This is a genomic window from Streptomyces sp. NBC_01551 (assembly GCF_026339935.1).
GTDB lineage: Bacteria > Actinomycetota > Actinomycetes > Streptomycetales > Streptomycetaceae > Streptomyces.
In genome coordinates, this window is the sequence record NZ_JAPEPX010000001.1 from 4,965,879 (window position 1) to 4,985,000 (window position 19,122).

Sequence of the window (19,122 nt, forward strand, 5' to 3'; positions counted from 1 at the left end):
GGGAGCGGCCGGGACCCGACGCCGATGCGGGGCCCCGCGCACCGGCATGGCAGTCTTAGACGTGCAATCAGGACAGGGACTACACGGGTTCGGGCGAGGAGCGGTCACAGTGCAGCGCTGGCGTGGCTTGGAGGACATCCCCCAGGACTGGGGACGCAGCGTCGTCACCATCGGCTCCTACGACGGCGTGCACCGGGGACATCAGCTGATCATCGGCCGGGCCGTCGCCCGAGCGCGCGAGCTCGGCGTCCCCTCGGTCGTCGTCACCTTCGACCCGCACCCGAGCGAGGTCGTGCGCCCCGGCAGCCACCCGCCGATCCTGGCCCCGTACGACCGGCGGGCCGAACTGATGGCCGGGCTGGGCGTCGACGCGCTGCTGATCCTGCCGTTCACGGCGGAGTTCTCGCAGCTGTCCCCGGCCGACTTCATCGTGAAGGTGCTCGTCGACAAGCTGCACGCGCGCGCCGTCATCGAGGGACCGAACTTCCGCTTCGGCCACAAGGCCGCCGGGAACGTCGACTTCCTGCGCGAGCTGGGCGGCACCTACGACTACGAGGTCGACGTCGTCGACCTGGTCGAGCGGGGCGACGCGGGCGGCGGCGTGCCGTTCTCCTCGACGCTGGCGCGGCGGCTCGTCGCCGAGGGCGACATGGACGGCGCCGCCGAGATCCTGGGGCGGCCGCACCGGGTCGAGGGCGTCGTGGTGCGCGGCGCCCAGCGCGGGCGCGAGCTCGGCTACCCGACGGCGAACGTGGAGACGCGGCCGCACACCGCGATCCCGGCGGACGGCGTGTACGCGGGCTGGCTGACGGCGGACGGCGAGCGGATGCCGGCGGCGATCTCGGTGGGGACGAACCTGCAGTTCGACGCGACCGACCGGACGGTGGAGGCGTACGCGATCGACCGGATCGGGCTGGACCTGTACGGCAAGCACGTGACCGTCGACTTCCTCGCGTACGTGCGGGGGATGGCGAAGTTCGAGTCGCTGGACGGGCTGCTGGAGGCGATCGCGGACGACGTGAAGCGGGCGCGGGTGCTGACGGAGGCGTACGACGCGCCGCGGCGCGGCTGAGCGGCTGAACGCTGAACGGGCAAGGGCCCGTACCGTCCTGGGGTTCCAGGGTCGGTACGGGCCCTTCTCGCTGCGGTGCCGCTATCCGCCGAGGCGCGGGTCGCGCGGGGGCTGACCGGGCTGCGGGGCCTGCGGGGCCTGTGGCTGCCAGGGCTGGCCGGGCTGCGGGTAGGGCTGGGCGTACGGCTGGGGCTGCTGCGGGGGCTGCTGGTACTGCGGCTGGGGGGCCTGCGGTTGCTGCGGTTGCTGGGCCTGGGGCTGCTGCGGGGCGCTCCAGTTGGCCTGCGGAGGCTGCTGCTGTGCGCGCAGGAAGTCCTCGGCCACCAGGGCGGAGAGGTTGAAGTACGCCTCGCGGGTCTTGGGCCGCATCAGGTCCAGATCCACCTCGGCGCCGGTCGCGAGGTGCTCGTCGAACGGGACCACGACCACGCCGCGGCAGCGGGTCTCGAAGTGCTGGACGATGTCCTCGATCTTGATCATCTTGCTGGACTCGCGAACACCCGAGATGACGGTGAGCGAGCGCGAGACCAGCTCGGAATACCCGTGCGCCGAGAGCCAGTCGAGCGTGGTGCTCGCGCTGCTGGCCCCGTCCACGGACGGCGTCGAGATGATGATCAGCTGATCGGCCAGGTCCAGGACGCCGCGCATGGCGGAGTAGAGGAGTCCGGTGCCCGAGTCGGTGAGGATGATCGGGTACTGGCGGCCGAGCGTCTCTATGACGCGGCGGTAGTCCTCGTCGTTGAAGGTCGTCGAGACGGCCGGGTCCACGTCGTTGGCGATGATCTCCAGGCCGGAGGGCGCCTGCGAGGTGAACCGCCGGATGTCCATGTACGAGTTCAGGTACGGGATCGCCTGCACGAGGTCCCGGATCGTCGCACCGGTCTCGCGGCGCACGCGACGGCCGAGGGTTCCCGCGTCGGGGTTCGCGTCGATGGCCAGGATCTTGTCCTGGCGCTCGGTGGCGAGGGTGGCGCCGAGGGCGGTGGTGGTCGTGGTCTTGCCGACGCCGCCCTTGAGGCTGATGACGGCGATGCGGTAGCAGGACAGGACCGGCGTACGGATCGCCTCCAGCTTGCGCAGCCGCTCGGCCTCGGCCGCCTTGCCGCCGAAGCGGAAGCCGGAGCGCTGGGGCTTGGCCTTCTGCTTGCCGCGCAGCAGGCGGTCGGAGGACAGCTCGACGGCCGCGGTGTACCCGAGCGGCGCCCCACCGGCGGCTTGGGCGGCCGGGTAGTGGGAGTCGTACTGCTGGGGCTGCGGGTACGGCTGCTGCGTCCACTGCGCCTGGGCCTGCGGATCGTACGCGGCCTGGGGCTGCGGCTGTGCCTGTGCCTGCGGCTGCTCAGGCTGCGGTGCCGGGAATCCGTACCCGTGGGGCTGCTGTGCCTGCGGCTGCTCAGGCTGCGGTGCCGGGAATCCGTACCCATGGGGCTGCTGTGCCTGCGGCTGCTCAGGCTGCGGTGCCGGGAATCCGTACCCGTGGGGCTGCTGGGGCTGCGCCTCCTCAGGCAGCGGTGCCGGGAACCCGTACCCGTGCGGCTGCTGGGGCTGGTTCTGCTCCGGCGGCGGGAACCCGTAGCCGTCCTGCGGCCCGGCACCCGCGAACTGCGGTGGCAACGCCGACAGTTCCCCACCGGGTACCGGTGCGGGCGCGGCATAGGGATTGTCCGCGACGGGCGCGGGCGCCGCGTCGCCCGGAGCCCCGAAAGACGCCGGAGCCGGCGCGGCGTCAACCGGGCCAGGCCCCCCGAACGGAGCGGGTGCGGGGGAGTCGCCGACGGGAGCCGGGGCCGGTGCCGCGTCTACGGGGGCGGGCCCCCCATACGGGTTGGGCGAGGGCGCATCGCTGACCGGGGCCGGAGCCGGGGGCGTGAAGGGTGCGGGAGCCGGCGCCGCGTCAACCGGGGCCGAGGCTGCGAGGGGTGCTGAGGCAGGTGCGGGCGCCGTGTCAACCGGGGCAGGTCCCCCGTACGGGTTGGGCGTCGGTGCGGGCGCCGCGTCGGCCGGAGCCGGAGGTGCGAACGATGCCGGTGCGGGCGCCGCGTCAACCGGGGCAGGTCCCCCGTACGGGTTGGGCATCGGAGTGGGCGCAGCGTCGCTCGGAGCCGGAGGACCGAACGGTGCGGCGGCCGGCGCCGCCTCGACCGGGGAGGGCGCCCCGTAGGGGTTGGGTGCGGGCGCCGCGTCAACCGGCGCCGGAGGCGCGAACGGTGCGGGCGCGGCCGCCGCGTCGACCGGGGTGGGTCCCCCGTACGGGTTGGGTGCGGGCGCGTCACTGACCGGAGTCGGAGCCGGGGGCGTGAACGGTCCGGGAGCCGGGGCCGCATGAACCTGGGCAGGGGCAGGGGCAGACGCATCAGCGACGGGAGTCTCGGCAGCCGCTGCCGCGACCGGTGCGGGCGTTTCGACTGCCTCGGCAACCGTCACCGGCGGAGCCGGGACGGCGGCCTCGGGTGCCGGAGCAGGGGGTTCCACGGCCGGGGCGGGGAAGGCGCCAGGCGGCTTCGGCGCGCCCCCCTCGTCGCCGGGGGTGCGCTGCGCGGGCGGGCCGATCCGCATGGTCGGCGGAGCGGCCACCTCCGAAGGGTGGTGGGGTTCGAAGCCGCTGCCTTCGGGGAGACCCGGCACCGGCGTGGTCGGGGCAGGAGCCGCCGCACCCTGCGTGTACCAGGCCGGCGGGGTGTAGTCGATGGTGAACTCGCCCGTCGTCTCGGGCTCCGCGTCGGACTGATCGTCCGTCGGGACGTCCCACGTCCCGCCGCGCCTCTCGTTCCGATCGCCGCTCACTGGTCCTCCTGGTCTGTCGAACACTGGTCCGGCGCCCACCTCAACGCCGCGCCCACGCTCAGCCTAATCGTGCCCGGCCGCCGAAGTCCGCTCCGGTGGCCGCCCCCGGCCGCGTCGGCCGTGTCGGCTCGCGCTGTGGGGGTCGATCTCCTGCCTACAGGGCGTGCAGGCCCTCCGGCAACCGAACTTTCCGGCGCCCGCGCCCGACAGGGACCCCGACCCCACCACCAGACTCCGCCCCTGGTGGCCAACCTCCGTCAGCTCGCCTTGCGGGGGAGCGCCAATCTCCCGCTCACGGCGGCGCGTTGCCCTCCGGCGACCGAACTACCCCGCTCCCGAGCCCGCAGTAGGACCGCTGCCTCCGCCACCGAAGTCCGCGACCGGTCTCGGCCCAGCACCCGCCACCCAGGCAACGAGCCTCGCAGGGACTCGCCCTACCAAGACCTGCCTCGCCGAAACCTGCCCACCGAAACCTGCCCGCCGGGAACCTGGAGCGCAGGCAACTGGCCTTACCAGCACCCGCCTGTTGGGACGAGCCCGCCGGGACCCCAGCCCCGGCCGGGCCCGGGGTCCCGTCGAGCCATGTTCCCGCCGGGCCCCGGACCTCGGACCCGCCGGGCCCCGGACCTCGGACCCGCCGGGAACCTGGCCGGCCGAACCCCGGGCCCGGCCGAACCTCAGGCCGTCGGGACCCCGGGCCGCCAGGCCCCCGCCCCGCCGGACCCCGCCCCGTGGGGAAGTGGCCTGAGGGGGGGCGACGTCCGTACCGAACCGCCCCGCAGGGAACCGGCAGGGAACCGTACGGAACCGGCCCGGAGCCCGTCAGTCGATGCGCCGCGGCGGCCCCAGCAGCTCCCGCTCCGTCTCGGTGCCCTCCGTCTTCACGAACGTCCGGTCGCGCAGGGTGCACCACAGGGTGACCCCGTCGCCCAATGCCGGCAGTGAATCCGCCGCCGGGTCCGGCAGGTTCATCAGGCGGCCGATCTGGTCCGCCTCGTCCGGGACACCCGCTGGACACCCACCAGCGCCGAGTTCCTCGGCAGCCGCGGCGCCGTCGGGCTCAGGTACGGCAGCAGCGTCAGCACCGATTGCCACAGCGCCGCCGACACCCGGCCGCGCGGGGGCTTCATGCCGCAGTCGCGGATCAACCGTGCCGGGCTGCCCGCCGACGCGCCCCCTGCGGCGGCACCCGCCCCACCTCGTACAGCGTCACGCACGGCTGCCCGTCACCCGCCGCCCGCGCCGGCCCGGACCACACCCCCGCCCGCCCGGTCTCCACCGCGCCCCGCGCACCCGTGGCCGCCGTCCGCAGCGCCAGCACCTGGGCCGTCCACAGCCCGCCGATCAGCGTCACCTCGTACGGCGTCGGCCGGTTCACGCCGAGCACCGCCGGACTGCCCTGCGCGTCCAGGTCCGCCGCCGGGACCGAATGCCGCTCCCGGCGCGGGCCCGGCAAGCCGTATCCGCCCCTCGTCGAGGCCCTCATCGCGTTCCTCCGAGCGGCAGCGAGGCCGGCAGTCCGACCCAGAGCCCGGCAGGCCGCCAAGTTCGGCGTCACTGCGCCCGGTGACCCGGACGTGCCCGGTCAGCGTGACGCCGTGCCGCTCCCCCCGGGCCATCGGCAGGCTGAAGTTCGTCGCCAGCGTCGGCACCGAGGCCATCGGCGCGCCGACCGGCGGGCGCGGGGCGGAGCCCCGGACGGCCGCCCGAGCCCCGAGCGTCCAGCCCGGACCCGAACCCGAACACGCCGACGGGGCGCACCCGAACCGGGCGCGCCCCGTCGGCGTTGCACCACGGGCCGACTACGTCAGGTCGAACTCGCCGTCCCTGGCCCCGAGTACGAACGCCTCCCACTCGGCCGCCGTGTAGCGCAGCACGGTGTCCGGGTCCAGCGAGGACCGCATGGCCACCGCGCCCCCGGGCAGCTTCGCGATCTCGACACGCTCCTCGCTCGGGCTCGTCCCGGGCGGCCCTTCCCACTCCACGCCGCTGATGTCGAGCGCGTACAGCTCGTCCTTCTCCTGCTGGGTGCCCATGTGCGGCCTTTCCCTCGGTGGTGCGGTGCTGCTGAGGTCTTCGCTGCCGATTATCGGTGCTGCGGGGCCCGCCGGGGGAGGGTTTCCCCAGCTCCCCCGTCACCGGCCGGATCCCATCGCGGGCATCCGCCCCAGCTGCACCAGCGAGGTGCTGCGCCTGCACGAGACGAAGTTGGCCCGTCCCGGCGGCATCGGGCGCGGGCGGACGCCGCCGCCGAGTTCCCCTCGGACGGGTTGCCCGACAGGATCAGGCCCTGCGCGCCCAGCTCCTTGATCCGCTGGGTGAACGGCTCGTACAGCGCCCGCGAGGCTCCGCCGAGTTGCGGGCGATGACGAAGCGCACCCCGGTGTCCGGGCGAACGACAGGTACTGGCTCGTGGCCACCAGGTCGTAGTCGTCGATCACGATGAACACGTCCGGGCCCGTCCACCAGCTGCGGTCGCGCAGCTGCCGCGGCGTGACGTGGCCGAACACCCCGGCCGGCGCCGCCATGTGCATCTGCAGGGAGTCGGCAGTCGGCGCCTACTCCAGCAGGTGCTCCTCCCGCCACCAGCAGGTTGCGCCGGCAGTCGCCGACCACGAGCTTCGCCCGCTCCGGCTGGTACCGGTGCGCGACCAGCCGCAGCAGGTTCGTCTGCCCGACTCGCTCTCGCCGAAGACGAGCAGGAACGGATCGGCGTCGAAGTCGAGGAACACCGGCTCCAGCGCCGTCTCGTCGATGCCGATCGACAGTCCGCCCGCTGGGTGCTCCCCGCCCCGGGCAGCCGGTCGGCGTGCAGCAGCCGCACGCCCGGAGCCGCGGCCCGCCCAGTTGGACGAGGTGCTCAGCCTGCGCCCCTTCGTCGACTCCCTGCCGCCCGCCGACGCCGACGCCGACGCCGTCTTCGACGCCGACCCTGTCTTCGACGCCGACGCCGACCCTGTCTTCGACGCCGACGCCGACCCTGTCTTCGACGCCGACCCTGTCTTCGACGCCGACGCCGACCCTGTCTTCGACGCCGACGCCGACCCTGTCTTCGACGCCGACCCTGTCTTCGACGCCGACGCCGACCCTGTCTTCGACGCCGACGCCGACGCCGACGCCGACGCCGACGCCGACCCTGTCTTCGACGCCGACGCCGACGCCGACGCCGACGCCGACGCCGTCGCCTCGGCGGTCGTCCGCGACCGGCGCCGCTGGAGCGACGACACGCGGCGCGGAGCGGGCCCGGCCAGCGCCGCCGTCCAGCCCGTCCTGCTCGGCTTCGTCCTCTGGTACGCCGACCCGGTCCGCCACGACACGCACAGCCTGCCCGGTGTCATCGCCGGAGCCGTCGACCTCCCCGTCACCGCCGCGTCCGGCGTGCGGGCCCGCGCCAACCGCGACCCGGGCTCCGCCGTCGCCCTCGGCCCCGACGCCCTGCCGCCCTGCCGCTGGCGCTGATCGCCGGCTCCGGCATCGTCGCCCCCGCCGCCGGCCAGGGACCCGGCCGCCTGCAGTTCCTGCTCGGCTGCGTCTGCGACCTCGTCGCCTACGTGACCCTGGTCGCGCTCACCCCGGCGGCGACGCCGCCTTCGTGGCCGCCGCCTTCCTCGCCGCCACCGGCGCCCTCGCCACCTTCGCGGCCATCGCCGCCGGGGCCTGCGCCACCGCCACCGCCACCGAGCCCGTCGCCATCGGAGCCGTCGCCTTTCTCCCCGCCCCGGCGACCCGCCTCGCCCGGCTCCCCATTCGACTACGCCGCCCCGCGGGGCTCCGTAGCGCCGTACGAGACCCCAGACCGTCACGCCGTCGACCCGTACGGTGAAGCCCCCGGCCCTGAGCGGCCCGGCCCTGAGCGGCCCGGCCCCGAGCCGCCCGAGGCCCGCCGCCACCCTCGACGCCGAGCTGATCGCAGCCCGGGCCCGCCGCAGCCACGAGAAGCTCCTCGGCCTCCTCGGCCCCCTCGCCCGCTGCGCGGCGGTCACCGCCGGCTCCGTCCCCGTCCTCGGCTTCTCCGGCGACGCCCGGGGCCGCCTCCTCGCCCTCGCCACCGGCCTGGCCCTGCGACCGCCGGCACGGCCTCCTCTTCGAGCTCGTCCACCACCACGACCGCCGCGGCATGGAACTCCGCACCATCCGGCTCTCGGCCGCCTTCACCGGCCGCTGCGGCCCTCCTCACCGGAATTTCGCTTGTCATCCCCCGCAAGGGCCTGTCACCCTTCTGGGGACGGCTGCTCGACCTCACCGAGGCCGCAGTACTGCTCAGCCTGGTCCCGCTGGCCCTGGCCGTGCTCGACGTCTACGCAAGGGCCCGCTCGCTCACCAGCCGAGATCCGGGGCCCGGCAGCCTGGTACGCTGTGTGACGGCCGTTTGTGTACGCGTCCCCCGGATTCCTCGACAGAGGGTCTGTGGACTGCGCCCAGCGGACCCCGCCTCCCGAGTTACGGAAGCTCCCCAGAGAATTCGACCTGGGGCACTCGGTGGCTACGAAGACCTATTACGAGGAGTACGCGTGCCGCTCGACGCCGCAACGAAGAAGCAGCTCATCGCAGAGTTTGGTGCCAAGGAGGGCGACACCGGCTCCCCCGAGGTCCAGGTCGCGATGCTGTCCCGCCGCATCTCGGACCTGACCGAGCACCTCAAGACCCACAAGCACGACCACCACTCCCGTCGTGGTCTGCTGATCCTGGTCGGCCAGCGTCGCCGCCTGCTGCAGTACCTGGCCAAGAAGGACATCCAGCGCTTCCGTACGCTGGTCGAGCGCCTCGGCATCCGCCGCGGTGCGGCCGGCGCCAAGTAAAGACGCTGTGAAGGGAGCGGACCCCACTCTGAGGGGGCCGCTCCCTTTGCTGTACGTGCGCGACGCACCGGACGCTTTGTAGTCTGAGAACGCGCACACCGAAGAGGAGGAGCGCCCTCCCTACGCCGCCGGTCCTCGGTAGTGGCATCCGGAAGGCCCCCACGGGCCACGCACCGGGTGCTTCGATCGAAGACCGGCCCGCACGCCAGGAGCGCTTCTCCGACACCGTCCTCCACCACACGGGTGGCGGACGGAGACGACGAATATGGAGAAAACGCTAGTGGAGAACGAGACCCACTACGCCGAGGCCGTCATTGACAACGGTTCCTTCGGCACCCGCACCATCCGCTTCGAGACGGGCCGTCTGGCCCGCCAGGCCGCCGGTTCCGCCGTTGCCTACCTGGACGACGACACGATGGTGCTCTCCGCCACCACCGCGTCGAAGAAGCCCAAGGACCAGCTCGACTTCTTCCCCCTGACGGTGGACGTCGAGGAGCGGCAGTACGCGGCCGGCAAGATCCCCGGCTCCTTCTTCCGTCGTGAGGGCCGGCCCTCCGAGGACGCGATCCTCACCTGCCGCCTGATCGACCGCCCCCTGCGCCCGTCCTTCAAGAAGGGCCTGCGCAACGAGATCCAGGTCGTCGCGACGATCATGGCCCTCAACCCCGACCACCTGTACGACGTCGTGGCGATCAACGCCGCCTCCGCGTCCACGCAGCTGGCCGGTCTGCCCTTCTCCGGCCCGATCGGCGGCGTCCGCGTCGCGCTGATCCGCGGCCAGTGGGTCGCGTTCCCGACGCACACCGAGCTCGAGGACGCCGTCTTCGACATGGTCGTCGCCGGTCGCGTCCTGGAGGACGGCGACGTCGCGATCATGATGGTCGAGGCCGAGGCCACCGAGAAGACCATCGCCCTCGTCAAGGGCGGCGCCGAGGCGCCGACCGAGGAGATCGTCGCCGCCGGTCTGGACGCCGCGAAGCCGTTCATCAAGGTCCTGTGCAAGGCCCAGTCGGACCTCGCCGCCAAGGCCGCCAAGCCCGAGGGCGAGTTCCCGGTCTTCCTGGACTACCAGGACGACGTGTACGAGGCCCTCGCGGCCGCGGTCAAGGGCGACCTCACCCAGGCGCTGACCATCGCGGGCAAGCAGGACCGCGAGGCCGAGCTGGACCGCGTCAAGGAGATCGCCGCCGAGAAGCTCCTCCCGGCCTTCGAGGGCCGCGAGAAGGAGATCTCCGCCGCCTACCGCAGCCTGACCAAGGCCCTGGTGCGCGAGCGCGTCATCAAGGACAAGGTCCGCATCGACGGCCGCGGGATCACGGACATCCGTACCCTCGCCGCCGAGGTCGAGGCCATCCCGCGCGTGCACGGCTCGGCGCTGTTCGAGCGTGGCGAGACCCAGATCCTGGGCGTCACCACCCTCAACATGCTCCGCATGGAGCAGCAGCTGGACACCCTCTCCCCGGTGACCCGCAAGCGCTACATGCACAACTACAACTTCCCGCCGTACTCCGTCGGTGAGACCGGCCGCGTCGGTTCGCCGAAGCGCCGCGAGATCGGCCACGGCGCGCTCGCCGAGCGCGCGATCGTGCCGGTCCTCCCGACCCGCGAGGAGTTCCCGTACGCGATCCGTCAGGTGTCCGAGGCCCTCGGCTCCAACGGTTCGACGTCCATGGGCTCGGTCTGCGCCTCCACCATGTCGCTGCTGAACGCCGGTGTGCCCCTCAAGGCCCCCGTCGCCGGCATCGCCATGGGTCTGATCTCCCAGGAGATCGACGGCAAGACCCACTACGTCGCCCTCACCGACATCCTCGGTGCGGAGGACGCGTTCGGCGACATGGACTTCAAGGTCGCCGGCACCAAGGAGTTCGTCACCGCGCTCCAGCTGGACACCAAGCTCGACGGCATCCCGGCCTCCGTCCTGGCCGCCGCCCTCAAGCAGGCCCGCGACGCCCGCCTCCACATCCTCGACGTGATGATGGAAGCGATCGACACGCCGGACGAGATGTCCCCCAACGCCCCGCGGATCATCACCGTCAAGATCCCGGTGGACAAGATCGGTGAGGTCATCGGCCCCAAGGGCAAGATGATCAACCAGATCCAGGAGGACACCGGCGCCGAGATCACGATCGAGGACGACGGCACCATCTACATCGGTGCCGCCGACGGCCCGGCCGCCGAGGCCGCCCGCGCCACGATCAACGCGATCGCCAACCCGACCATGCCGGAGGTCGGCGAGCGGTACCTGGGTACGGTCGTCAAGACCACCACCTTCGGTGCCTTCGTCTCCCTCATGCCCGGCAAGGACGGTCTGCTCCACATCTCGCAGATCCGCAAGCTCGCCGGTGGCAAGCGCGTGGAGAACGTCGAGGACGTGGTCGCGGTCGGTACCAAGGTCCAGGTCGAGATCGCCGAGATCGACTCCCGCGGCAAGCTCTCCCTGATCCCCGTGATCGAGGGCGAAGCGGCCGACGCCGATGCCGACAAGGACGACTCCGACAAGTGACGTCGCGTAGTTCCCGTGTGACGGCCCGCCCCTCTTCGGAGGGGCGGGCCGTCGCCCGTACCCAAACCCTCCTCAAGGGGCAGGGCGGCATCGGCACCGTCCGCCGCACGGTCCTCCCCGGCGGACTGCGCGTCGTCACCGAGACGCTGCCCTCCGTCCGCTCCGCCACGTTCGGCATCTGGGCGCACGTCGGCTCCCGCGACGAGACGCCCACGCTGAACGGCGCCACGCACTACCTGGAGCACCTCCTCTTCAAGGGCACCGAGAAGCGCAGTGCCCTCGACATCTCCTCCGCGATCGACGCGGTCGGCGGGGAGATGAACGCCTTCACGGCGAAGGAGTACACCTGCTACTACGCGCGGGTGCTCGACACCGACCTGCCGCTGGCCATCGACGTGGTCTGCGACATGCTCACCGGCTCGCTGATCCTCGAATCCGACGTCGACGCCGAGCGCGGCGTCATCCTCGAAGAGATCGCGATGACCGAGGACGACCCGGGCGACTGCGTGCACGACCTGTTCGCGCAGACCATGTTCGGCGACACCCCCCTGGGGCGTCCCGTCCTCGGCACCGTCGACACGATCAACGCCCTCACGGCCGACCGGATCCGCCGCTTCTACAAGAAGCACTACGACCCGACCCACCTGGTCGTGGCCGCCGCCGGCAACGTCGACCACAACAAGGTCGTACGCCAGGTCCGCGCCGCCTTCGAGAAGGCCGGCGCGCTGACCCGCACCGACGCCGAGCCGATCGGCCCGCGCGGCGGCACCAAGCGGATCCGCACCTCCGGCCGCGTCGAGCTGATCAACCGCAAGACCGAGCAGGCCCACGTGGTCCTCGGCATGCCCGGCCTGGCCCGGACCGACGAGCGACGCTGGGCCCTGGGCGTGCTGAACACCGCCCTCGGCGGCGGCATGTCCTCCCGGCTCTTCCAGGAGGTCCGGGAGAAGCGCGGCCTGGCCTACAGCGTGTACTCGTACACCTCCGGCTTCGCCGACACCGGACTCTTCGGGGTCTACGCCGGCTGCCGGCCCAGCCAGGTCCACGACGTGCTGCGGATCTGCCGCGAGGAGCTCGACAAGGTCGCCGCCGACGGTCTCACCGACGACGAGATCAGGCGGGCCATCGGCCAGCTCTCCGGCTCCACGGTCCTCGGCCTGGAGGACACCGGTGCCATCATGAACCGCATCGGCAAGAGCGAGCTGTGCTGGGGCGACCAGATGTCCGTCGACGACATGCTGGCGCGGATCGCCGCCGTGACCCCGGACGACGTCCGTGCGGTCGCCCGCGATGTACTGGCCCAGCGGCCGTCGCTCGCGGTGATCGGCCCGCTGAAGGAGAAGCAGGCCGCCCGCCTCGACGAAGCGGTGGTCTGAGACCCGGAGACCCGGACCCCCTGGGGCCGGGCACCGGCCGCCGGCCGGTGCCCGGCCCGTACGACAGAAAGCGAAGACGCATGAGCAGCAAGCTGCGGGTAGCGGTTCTCGGAGCCAAGGGGCGCATCGGCGCCGAGGCCGTCAGGGCCGTCGAGGCCGCCGAGGACATGGAACTGGTCGCCGCCCTCTCCCGCGGCGACAAGCTGGAGACGCTGGCCGAGACCGGCGCCCAGGTCGCCGTCGAGCTGACCACCCCCGCCTCCGTCATGGGCAACCTCGACTTCTGCATCCGCCACGGCATCCACGCCGTGGTCGGCACCACCGGCTGGACCGACGACCGCCTCGCCCAGCTGAACGGCTGGCTGGCCGGCTCCCCGGAGACCGGTGTGCTCATCGCCCCGAACTTCTCCATCGGCGCCGTCCTCACCATGAAGTTCGCCGCCCAGGCCGCCCGCTACTTCGAGTCCGTCGAGGTCGTCGAACTCCACCACCCCAACAAGGTGGACGCCCCCTCCGGCACCGCGGCCCGTACGGCGCAGCTGATCGCCGCCGCCCGCGCCGAGGCCGGCTGCGCCCCGCAGCCCGACGCCACCGTCACCGCCCTCGACGGCGCCCGCGGCGCCAACGTCGACGGCGTCCCGGTGCACGCCATCCGCCTGCGCGGCCTCCTGGCCCACCAGGAGGTGCTGCTCGGCGGCGAGGGCGAGACCCTCACCATCCGTCACGACTCCCTGCACCACAGCAGCTTCATGCCGGGCATCCTGCTCGGCGCGCGCCGCGTGACGCAGACCCCGGGCCTCACCTTCGGCCTGGAACACTTCCTCGACCTCGGCTGATGAGCAGGCAGTAGTACCCATGCGCGCGAAGATCACCTACTTCATCACGGCCGCCGTCCTGGCCCTCTACTTCGTCCTGGTCGGCAGCCGGGGCCTGATGCTGATCCGGCAGGGCACCCTGCTCACCGTCACCTTCGGGGTGGCGGTGCTGATCCTGCCGGTCATCGGCGTCTGGTTCCTCTGGAAGAACACCCAGTTCGTCACCCGGGCCAACCAGCTCGCGACCGAGCTGGAGTCCGAGGGCGGACTCCCCGTCGACGAGCTGGAGCGGGACCAGTACGGCCGGATCCTGCGGGACTCCGCCGACGAGGTCTTCGCGCGCCGCAAGGCCGAGACCGAGGACGCGCCGGGGGACTGGCGCAGCTGGTTCCGGCTCGCCGTCGCCTACCACGACGCCCGCGACACCCCGCGGGCCCGCAAGGCGATGCAGCGGGCGATCGCCCTGCACGACGGAAAGCCCGCACAGGCCTGATCAGGTCCTGTACGGGCTTCCCCGTGCCGCGGTGTCGTCGCTCCTACGCGGCGGCCACGGCCCGGTACTCGTCCGCCCAGGCCTCGACCGCGTGCGCGGCCCGGTCGAAGGCCTCCGTCCGCGACAGGAAGTCGGCGTTGTGGTCGGTGAGCAGCACCGGCAGCTCCGCGCCGCCGCGCGCGGCCACCGTCAGCGCCTGCCCCTGTACGGTCCTCGGCAGCCCGAGCCAGCGCACCGGCTGCTGGACGGTACGGACCGCGTCGATCTCGCTCCAGGCGAGGGAACGGGTCCGCAGGAAGGCCACCCGGCGCAGCCCCGAGGGGCTCACCCAGACGCCCGCGAGCAGGATCCGCAGCGCGGACCCGATCACGGCGAGCGCGGCGGCGAGGCAGGCCACGGCCCCGGTCCAGGCACCCACGAAGGCGATGATCATTGTGGAGAGCAGCATGAAGGCGGCCAGCAGGAGCAGCAGGGCGGCGGCGGCCACCCGCCAGGGGCCGGGCCGGTAGGGCCGGCGCCAGCGGTCGTGGTCGACGTGGGCGAGGGCATCGTCTTCATGCGCTTCGAATACGCCGTCGGCCGTCAAAAAGGGCAGGGGCACGGCTGGACCTCACTCACATGCACGTTCGGTTGGGCTGTGACGTGAGGCTACCGCCCCTGGGAGGCCTCGGACTTCTGCGGCGCGTTGCTGGGCTGAAGTGCGGGCATTCCGAGGAGCAACGAGCCGACGAGCCCGGCCACCACGGTCAGGCCCACCAGACTACGGGCGGCCATCTGGCTCTTGCTCAGAGTTTCGCGTGGCGGCGGAGTGACGTTGCTGCGGAATCGGTCGGCTTCGGCGACGAATGCGAACGGGACGGGTTCGCGCCGGCTGAACATGGGAGCGACTCTCCTCACGATCGATGCCGCCGGCTCTCCGGCGGCGGGACGGGCTGGCGTTCTGTGAGGTAAGACGAGTGGCGGGCCCAATCGGTGCCGGATTTCGGGGCATTAACCAAAATTCATGGCGAGGCGTCAGCTGTCCGGGTGACGCGGCACCCGAGTGGGTCTGCGCGAGCGCTCGCACGGGGCGACGTAGAGTGGGCGCGCCCAGCCCGTGCATGTTCGGAAGGACCCCCGGTGAGCGAGACCGCCGCTTCAGACCTGAAACCCAGCTTCCGCAGCGATGTGACGGTGGAGCTGGTGAAGCACTCCGCCGCCGACTCCGACGTGCTGTGGGCCGCCCGGGTCTCCACGGCCGGCGAGCAGTCCCTGGAGGAGCTCCAGAAGGACCCGGAGCGCTCCAAGGGCCTCATCAACTACCTGATGCGCGACCGCCACGGCAGCCCCTTCGAGCACAACTCGATGACGTTCTTCATCAGCGCCCCCATCTTCGTGTTCCGCGAGTTCATGCGGCACCGCGTCGGCTGGTCCTACAACGAGGAATCCGGCCGCTACAGGGAGCTGGAGCCGGTCTTCTACGTCCCGGACACCGAGCGCAAGCTCGTCCAGGAGGGCCGCCCGGGCAAGTACGTCTTCGTCGAGGGCACCCAGGCGCAGCAGGAACTGACGGGCCGGGTCATGGAGGACTCGTACCGGCAGGCCTACGAGGCCTACCAGGAGATGCTGGCGGCGGGCGTGGCCCGCGAGGTTGCCCGTTCGGTCCTGCCGGTCGGACTTTTCTCCTCGATGTACGCCACCTGCAACGCGCGCTCGCTGATGCACTTCCTCGGCCTGCGCACCCAGCACGAGCTGGCGGCGGTCCCGTCCTTCCCGCAGCGGGAGATCGAGATGGTCGGCGAGAAGATGGAGCAGCACTGGGCGAAGCTCATGCCGCTCACGTACGCCGCCTTCAACGGCAACGGGCGCGTTGCCCCATAAGGGCTGATGCACCCATGGCGTACTGATGTACGGAGCGAAGTCCCAAGTGTCCGTATTGCGGCGTTTCGTAAAGTTCATCTAGGCTGATCAAACGGACCCGGCACTGCTTGAACCCCCGAGCAGGCAGTGCCGGGCTCCAACACCACCTCGCCGTTACAGGGAGGTGTCCCTGTTGACGTCCCCCGAGGGGACACCGCGAGCGTGGCAGCGAGTAGCGTGTTACCCATGGCTCCGATCTCGACTCCGCAGACCCCCTTCGGGCGGGTCCTCACCGCCATGATCACGCCGTTTACGGCGGATGGCGCACTCGACCTCGACGGCGCGCAGCGGCTCGCCGTCCACCTGGTGGACGCAGGCAACGACGGCCTGATCATCAACGGCACCACCGGTGAGTCGCCCACCACCACCGACGCGGAGAAAAACGACCTCGTACGAGCCGTACTCGAAGCGGTCGGTGACCGCGCCCACGTGGTCGCCGGCATCGGCACCAACGACACCCGCCACACCCTGGAACTCGCCCGCCAGGCCGAGCGCACCGGAGCCCACGGCCTGCTCGCGGTGACCCCGTACTACAGCAAGCCGTCGCAGGAGGGCCTCTTCCGGCACTTCACCGCGATCGCCGACGCGACCGGCCTGCCGGTCATGCTCTACGACATCCCCGGCCGCAGCGGTGTCCCGATCGAGACGGAAACCCTCGTCCGGCTGGCCGAGCACCCCCGTATCGTGGCCAACAAGGACGCCAAGGGCGACCTCGGCCGCGCCAGCTGGGCCATCGCGCAGAGCGGCCTGGCCTGGTACTCCGGCGACGACATGCTGAACCTGCCGCTCCTGTCGGTCGGCGCGGTCGGCTTCGTCTCCGTGGTCGGCCACGTGGTCACCCCGGACCTGCGCGCCATGCTCGAAGCCCACCTGGGCGGGGACGTCCAGAAGGCCACCGAGATCCACCAGAAGCTGCTCCCCGTCTTCACCGGCATGTTCCGCACCCAGGGTGTGATGACCACCAAGGGCGCCCTGAACCTCCAGGGCCTGCCCGCGGGCCCGCTTCGGCTCCCGCTGGTCGAGCTGAGCGCCGAAGAGACGGCTCAGCTCAAGATCGATCTTGCCGCCGGCGGGGTACAGCTCTGACAACAGACTTCACAACTGAACAAGCACGACCGCGAAGCATTGAATCAAGAACAAGACAGACAACAGATAGTGCACGAATGACATGCGCGCCACGTGCCTCAAGGGGTACGTGGCGCGCGTGGTGAGGAGATACTTTTGAGCCATCCGCATCCTGAACTCGGCCCGCCGCCGAAGCTGCCCAAGGGCGGCCTCCGTGTCACCCCCCTGGGTGGCCTCGGCGAGATCGGCCGCAACATGACCGTCTTCGAGTTCGACGGCCGCCTGCTGATCGTCGACTGCGGCGTGCTCTTCCCCGAGGAGGAGCAGCCCGGCATCGACCTGATCCTTCCGGACTTCTCGTCCATCAGGGACCGGCTCGACGACATCGAGGGCATCGTCCTCACGCACGGCCACGAAGACCACATCGGCGCCGTCCCCTACCTCCTCCGGGAGAAGCCGGACATCCCGCTGATCGGCTCCAAGCTGACGCTGGCCCTCATCGAGGCGAAGCTCCAGGAGCACCGCATCCGCCCCTACACCCTCGAGGTGAAGGAAGGCGAGCGCGAGAACCTCGGCCCCTTCGACTGCGAGTTCATCGCCGTCAACCACTCCATCCCGGACGCGCTGGCCGTGGCCATCCGCACCGGCGCCGGCCTGGTCGTGGCCACCGGCGACTTCAAGATGGACCAGCTGCCGCTGGACAAGCGCCTCACCGACCTGCACGCCTTCGCGCGTCTGAGCGAAGAGGGCATCGACCTCCTCCTCTCGGACTCGACGAACGCCGAGGTCCCGGGCTTCGTCCCGCCCGAGCGCGAGATCTCCAACGTCCTGCGCACGGTCTTCGCGAACGCCCACAGCCGGATCATCGTGGCCAGCTTCGCCAGCCACGTGCACCGCATCCAGCAGATCCTCGACGCCGCCCACGAATACGGCCGCCGGGTCGCCTTCGTCGGCCGCTCGATGGTCCGCAACATGGGCATCGCCCGCGACCTGGGCTACCTGCGGGTCCCCGCCGGTCTCGTCGTGGACGTGAAGACCCTCGACGACCTGCCGGCCCACGAGGTCGTCCTGGTCTGCACGGGTTCGCAGGGCGAGCCGATGGCGGCCCTGTCCCGGATGGCCAACCGCGACCACCAGATCCGGATCGTCCCCGGCGACACCGTGATCCTGGCGTCGTCCCTGATCCCGGGCAACGAGAACGCGGTCTACCGCGTGATCAACGGCCTGACCCGCTGGGGCGCCAACGTCGTCCACAAGGGCAACGCCAAGGTGCACGTTTCCGGCCACGCCTCCGCCGGCGAGCTGCTGTACTTCTACAACATCTGCAAGCCGCGGAACCTGATGCCGGTCCACGGCGAATGGCGCCACCTGCGCGCCAACGCCGAGCTCGGTGCCATGACGGGCGTCCCGAAGGACCGCATCGTCATCGCCGAGGACGGCGTGGTCGTCGACCTGATCGACGGCAAGGCCCGGATCTCCGGCAAGGTCCAGGCCGGCTACGTGTACGTGGACGGCCTCTCGGTCGGCGACGTCACGGAGACCTCGCTCAAGGACCGCCGGATCCTCGGTGACGAGGGCATCATCTCGGTCTACGTCGTGGTCGACAGCTCCACCGGCAAGGTCGTGAGCGGCCCGAACATCCAGGCCAGGGGTTCCGGCATCGAGGACTCGGCCTTCGGCGCGGTCAGCGCGAAGATCGAGGAAGCCATCGCCCGCGCCGCCGCCGACGGCGTCGCCGAGCCGCACCAGATCCAGCAGCTCATCCGCCGGACCATGGGCAAGTGGGTGTCGGACAGCTACCGCCGCCGCCCGATGATCCTCCCGGTCGTCGTCGAGGTCTGAGCCTCGCCGTAGCGACCTCACTGGAGCGGGGCAACCGGATTTGCATCCGGGGGCCCCGCTCCAGTACGTTTACGTCTCCACCTCGCACGGCACCCGGGCACACACGTGTGCCCGGACGGGCATGTGCGGGCGGGTGGGAATCAGCACTCAGGGAGACCTGATAAAGTCTGATCCACCCGAAAGGGAAAGGCCCTCCAACGGCCGCCGAATTCAAATCCAAGTCGGAAACGGCGCGGAAATGATCTGGTAAGGTTGGAATCGCCGGAAAGGGAAAACGCGAAAGCGAAGAACCTGGAAAGCGAGCGGGACTGACTCTGATAGAGTCGGAAACGCAAGAACGAAGAACGAAAGCCCGGAGGAAAGCCCGCGAGGGTGAGTACAAAGGAAGCGTCCGTTCCTTGAGAACTCAACAGCGTGCCAAAAATCAACGCCAGAAGTTGATACCCCGTCCACTTCGGTGGATGAGGTTCCTTT

At 71.3% G+C, this 19,122-nt stretch carries 14 protein-coding genes and 5 pseudogenes; 13 read left to right on the plus strand and 6 right to left on the minus strand.

Going from position 1 to position 19,122, the window contains the following annotated elements:
* Positions 1-109 precede the first annotated feature (109 nt).
* Positions 110-1,072 (plus strand): bifunctional riboflavin kinase/FAD synthetase, encoded by a 963-nt coding sequence (locus OG982_RS22610; RefSeq protein WP_266783947.1) that lies wholly within the window; start codon positions 110-112, stop codon positions 1,070-1,072.
* A gap of 81 nt (positions 1,073-1,153) precedes the next feature.
* Here OG982_RS22610 and OG982_RS22615 read toward each other — a convergent pair whose 3' ends face one another.
* The 4 genes and pseudogenes from OG982_RS22615 to OG982_RS22630 form a co-directional block, all read right to left on the minus strand.
* The gene (locus OG982_RS22615; RefSeq protein ID WP_266783945.1) at positions 1,154-3,856 is read right to left on the minus strand and encodes an SCO5717 family growth-regulating ATPase; all 2,703 of its coding nucleotides are present in this window, start codon (positions 3,854-3,856) and stop codon (positions 1,154-1,156) included.
* Positions 3,857-4,678: 822 nt separating this feature from the next.
* A pseudogene (locus tag OG982_RS22620) lies at positions 4,679-5,342 on the minus strand (hypothetical protein).
* Positions 5,343-5,658: 316 nt separating this feature from the next.
* A complete protein-coding gene (locus tag OG982_RS22625; protein ID WP_008737714.1) occupies positions 5,659-5,892 on the minus strand; it encodes a DUF397 domain-containing protein in 234 nt (77 codons plus the stop codon).
* 99 nt (positions 5,893-5,991) lie between these two features.
* Positions 5,992-6,651 (minus strand): annotated as a pseudogene (locus OG982_RS22630) (type VII secretion protein EccC); the annotation flags it as partial.
* On the opposite strand from OG982_RS22630, the gene OG982_RS22635 reads away from it, so the two are divergent.
* From OG982_RS22635 to OG982_RS22675, 9 genes and pseudogenes are all read left to right on the plus strand, one after another.
* Positions 6,611-7,315, plus strand: a complete 705-nt coding sequence (locus OG982_RS22635) for a hypothetical protein (RefSeq protein ID WP_266949181.1) — start codon at positions 6,611-6,613, stop codon at positions 7,313-7,315. The pseudogene OG982_RS22630 and the gene OG982_RS22635 overlap by 41 nt on opposite strands.
* 14 nt (positions 7,316-7,329) lie before the next feature.
* A pseudogene (locus OG982_RS22640) lies at positions 7,330-7,679 on the plus strand (hypothetical protein).
* Positions 7,676-7,858 (plus strand): annotated as a pseudogene (locus OG982_RS22645) (type VII secretion integral membrane protein EccD); the annotation flags it as partial. The pseudogenes OG982_RS22640 and OG982_RS22645, both read left to right, overlap by 4 nt.
* 206 nt (positions 7,859-8,064) lie before the next feature.
* Positions 8,065-8,121, plus strand: a pseudogene (locus tag OG982_RS22650) (hypothetical protein); the annotation flags it as partial.
* Between the two features lie 246 nt (positions 8,122-8,367).
* Positions 8,368-8,655: a 30S ribosomal protein S15 gene (gene rpsO / locus OG982_RS22655; RefSeq protein WP_008737721.1), complete on the plus strand. Its 288-nt coding sequence runs from the start codon at positions 8,368-8,370 to the stop codon at positions 8,653-8,655.
* Between the two features lie 280 nt (positions 8,656-8,935).
* Positions 8,936-11,158, plus strand: a complete 2,223-nt coding sequence (locus OG982_RS22660; protein ID WP_266791783.1) for a polyribonucleotide nucleotidyltransferase — start codon at positions 8,936-8,938, stop codon at positions 11,156-11,158.
* Positions 11,155-12,534 (plus strand): pitrilysin family protein, encoded by a 1,380-nt coding sequence (locus OG982_RS22665; RefSeq protein WP_266783943.1) that lies wholly within the window; start codon positions 11,155-11,157, stop codon positions 12,532-12,534. Before OG982_RS22660 ends, OG982_RS22665 begins: the two co-directional genes overlap by 4 nt.
* 80 nt (positions 12,535-12,614) lie before the next feature.
* Complete coding sequence (dapB, locus tag OG982_RS22670) at positions 12,615-13,370, plus strand: 4-hydroxy-tetrahydrodipicolinate reductase (RefSeq protein ID WP_266783941.1); 756 nt, start codon at positions 12,615-12,617, stop codon at positions 13,368-13,370.
* Positions 13,371-13,389: 19 nt separating this feature from the next.
* Complete coding sequence (locus OG982_RS22675; protein WP_266783939.1) at positions 13,390-13,842, plus strand: hypothetical protein; 453 nt, start codon at positions 13,390-13,392, stop codon at positions 13,840-13,842.
* 43 nt (positions 13,843-13,885) lie between these two features.
* Here the strand turns inward: OG982_RS22675 and OG982_RS22680 are convergent, their stop codons facing one another.
* On the minus strand, positions 13,886-14,443 hold the full coding sequence (locus OG982_RS22680; RefSeq protein WP_266949183.1) for a PH domain-containing protein: 558 nt from the start codon (positions 14,441-14,443) through the stop codon (positions 13,886-13,888).
* Between the two features lie 47 nt (positions 14,444-14,490).
* Complete coding sequence (locus OG982_RS22685) at positions 14,491-14,721, minus strand: hypothetical protein (RefSeq protein WP_266783935.1); 231 nt, start codon at positions 14,719-14,721, stop codon at positions 14,491-14,493.
* Between the two features lie 240 nt (positions 14,722-14,961).
* On the opposite strand from OG982_RS22685, the gene thyX reads away from it, so the two are divergent.
* From thyX to OG982_RS22700, 3 genes are all read left to right on the plus strand, one after another.
* Positions 14,962-15,702 (plus strand): FAD-dependent thymidylate synthase, encoded by a 741-nt coding sequence (thyX, locus tag OG982_RS22690; RefSeq protein ID WP_266783933.1) that lies wholly within the window; start codon positions 14,962-14,964, stop codon positions 15,700-15,702.
* Between the two features lie 225 nt (positions 15,703-15,927).
* Positions 15,928-16,827 carry a 4-hydroxy-tetrahydrodipicolinate synthase gene (dapA, locus tag OG982_RS22695; protein ID WP_266783931.1) on the plus strand — a complete coding sequence of 300 codons (900 nt, stop codon included), beginning with the start codon at positions 15,928-15,930 and terminating at the stop codon, positions 16,825-16,827.
* A gap of 135 nt (positions 16,828-16,962) precedes the next feature.
* Positions 16,963-18,648 (plus strand): ribonuclease J, encoded by a 1,686-nt coding sequence (locus OG982_RS22700; protein ID WP_266783929.1) that lies wholly within the window; start codon positions 16,963-16,965, stop codon positions 18,646-18,648.
* The last annotated feature ends 474 nt before the right edge of the window (positions 18,649-19,122 follow it).

Bases quoted from the DNA above. Each gene is read 5' to 3' on its own strand.
- OG982_RS22625 (WP_008737714.1), bottom strand. From the start codon at position 5,892: ATGGGCACCCAGCAGGAGAAGGACGAGCTGTACGCGCTCGACATCAGC.
- OG982_RS22635 (WP_266949181.1), top strand. From the start codon at position 6,611: ATGCCGATCGACAGTCCGCCCGCTGGGTGCTCCCCGCCCCGGGCAGCC.
- dapB (WP_266783941.1), top strand. From the start codon at position 12,615: ATGAGCAGCAAGCTGCGGGTAGCGGTTCTCGGAGCCAAGGGGCGCATC.
- OG982_RS22675 (WP_266783939.1), top strand. From the start codon at position 13,390: ATGCGCGCGAAGATCACCTACTTCATCACGGCCGCCGTCCTGGCCCTC.
- OG982_RS22685 (WP_266783935.1), bottom strand. From the start codon at position 14,721: ATGTTCAGCCGGCGCGAACCCGTCCCGTTCGCATTCGTCGCCGAAGCC.
- dapA (WP_266783931.1), top strand. From the start codon at position 15,928: ATGGCTCCGATCTCGACTCCGCAGACCCCCTTCGGGCGGGTCCTCACC.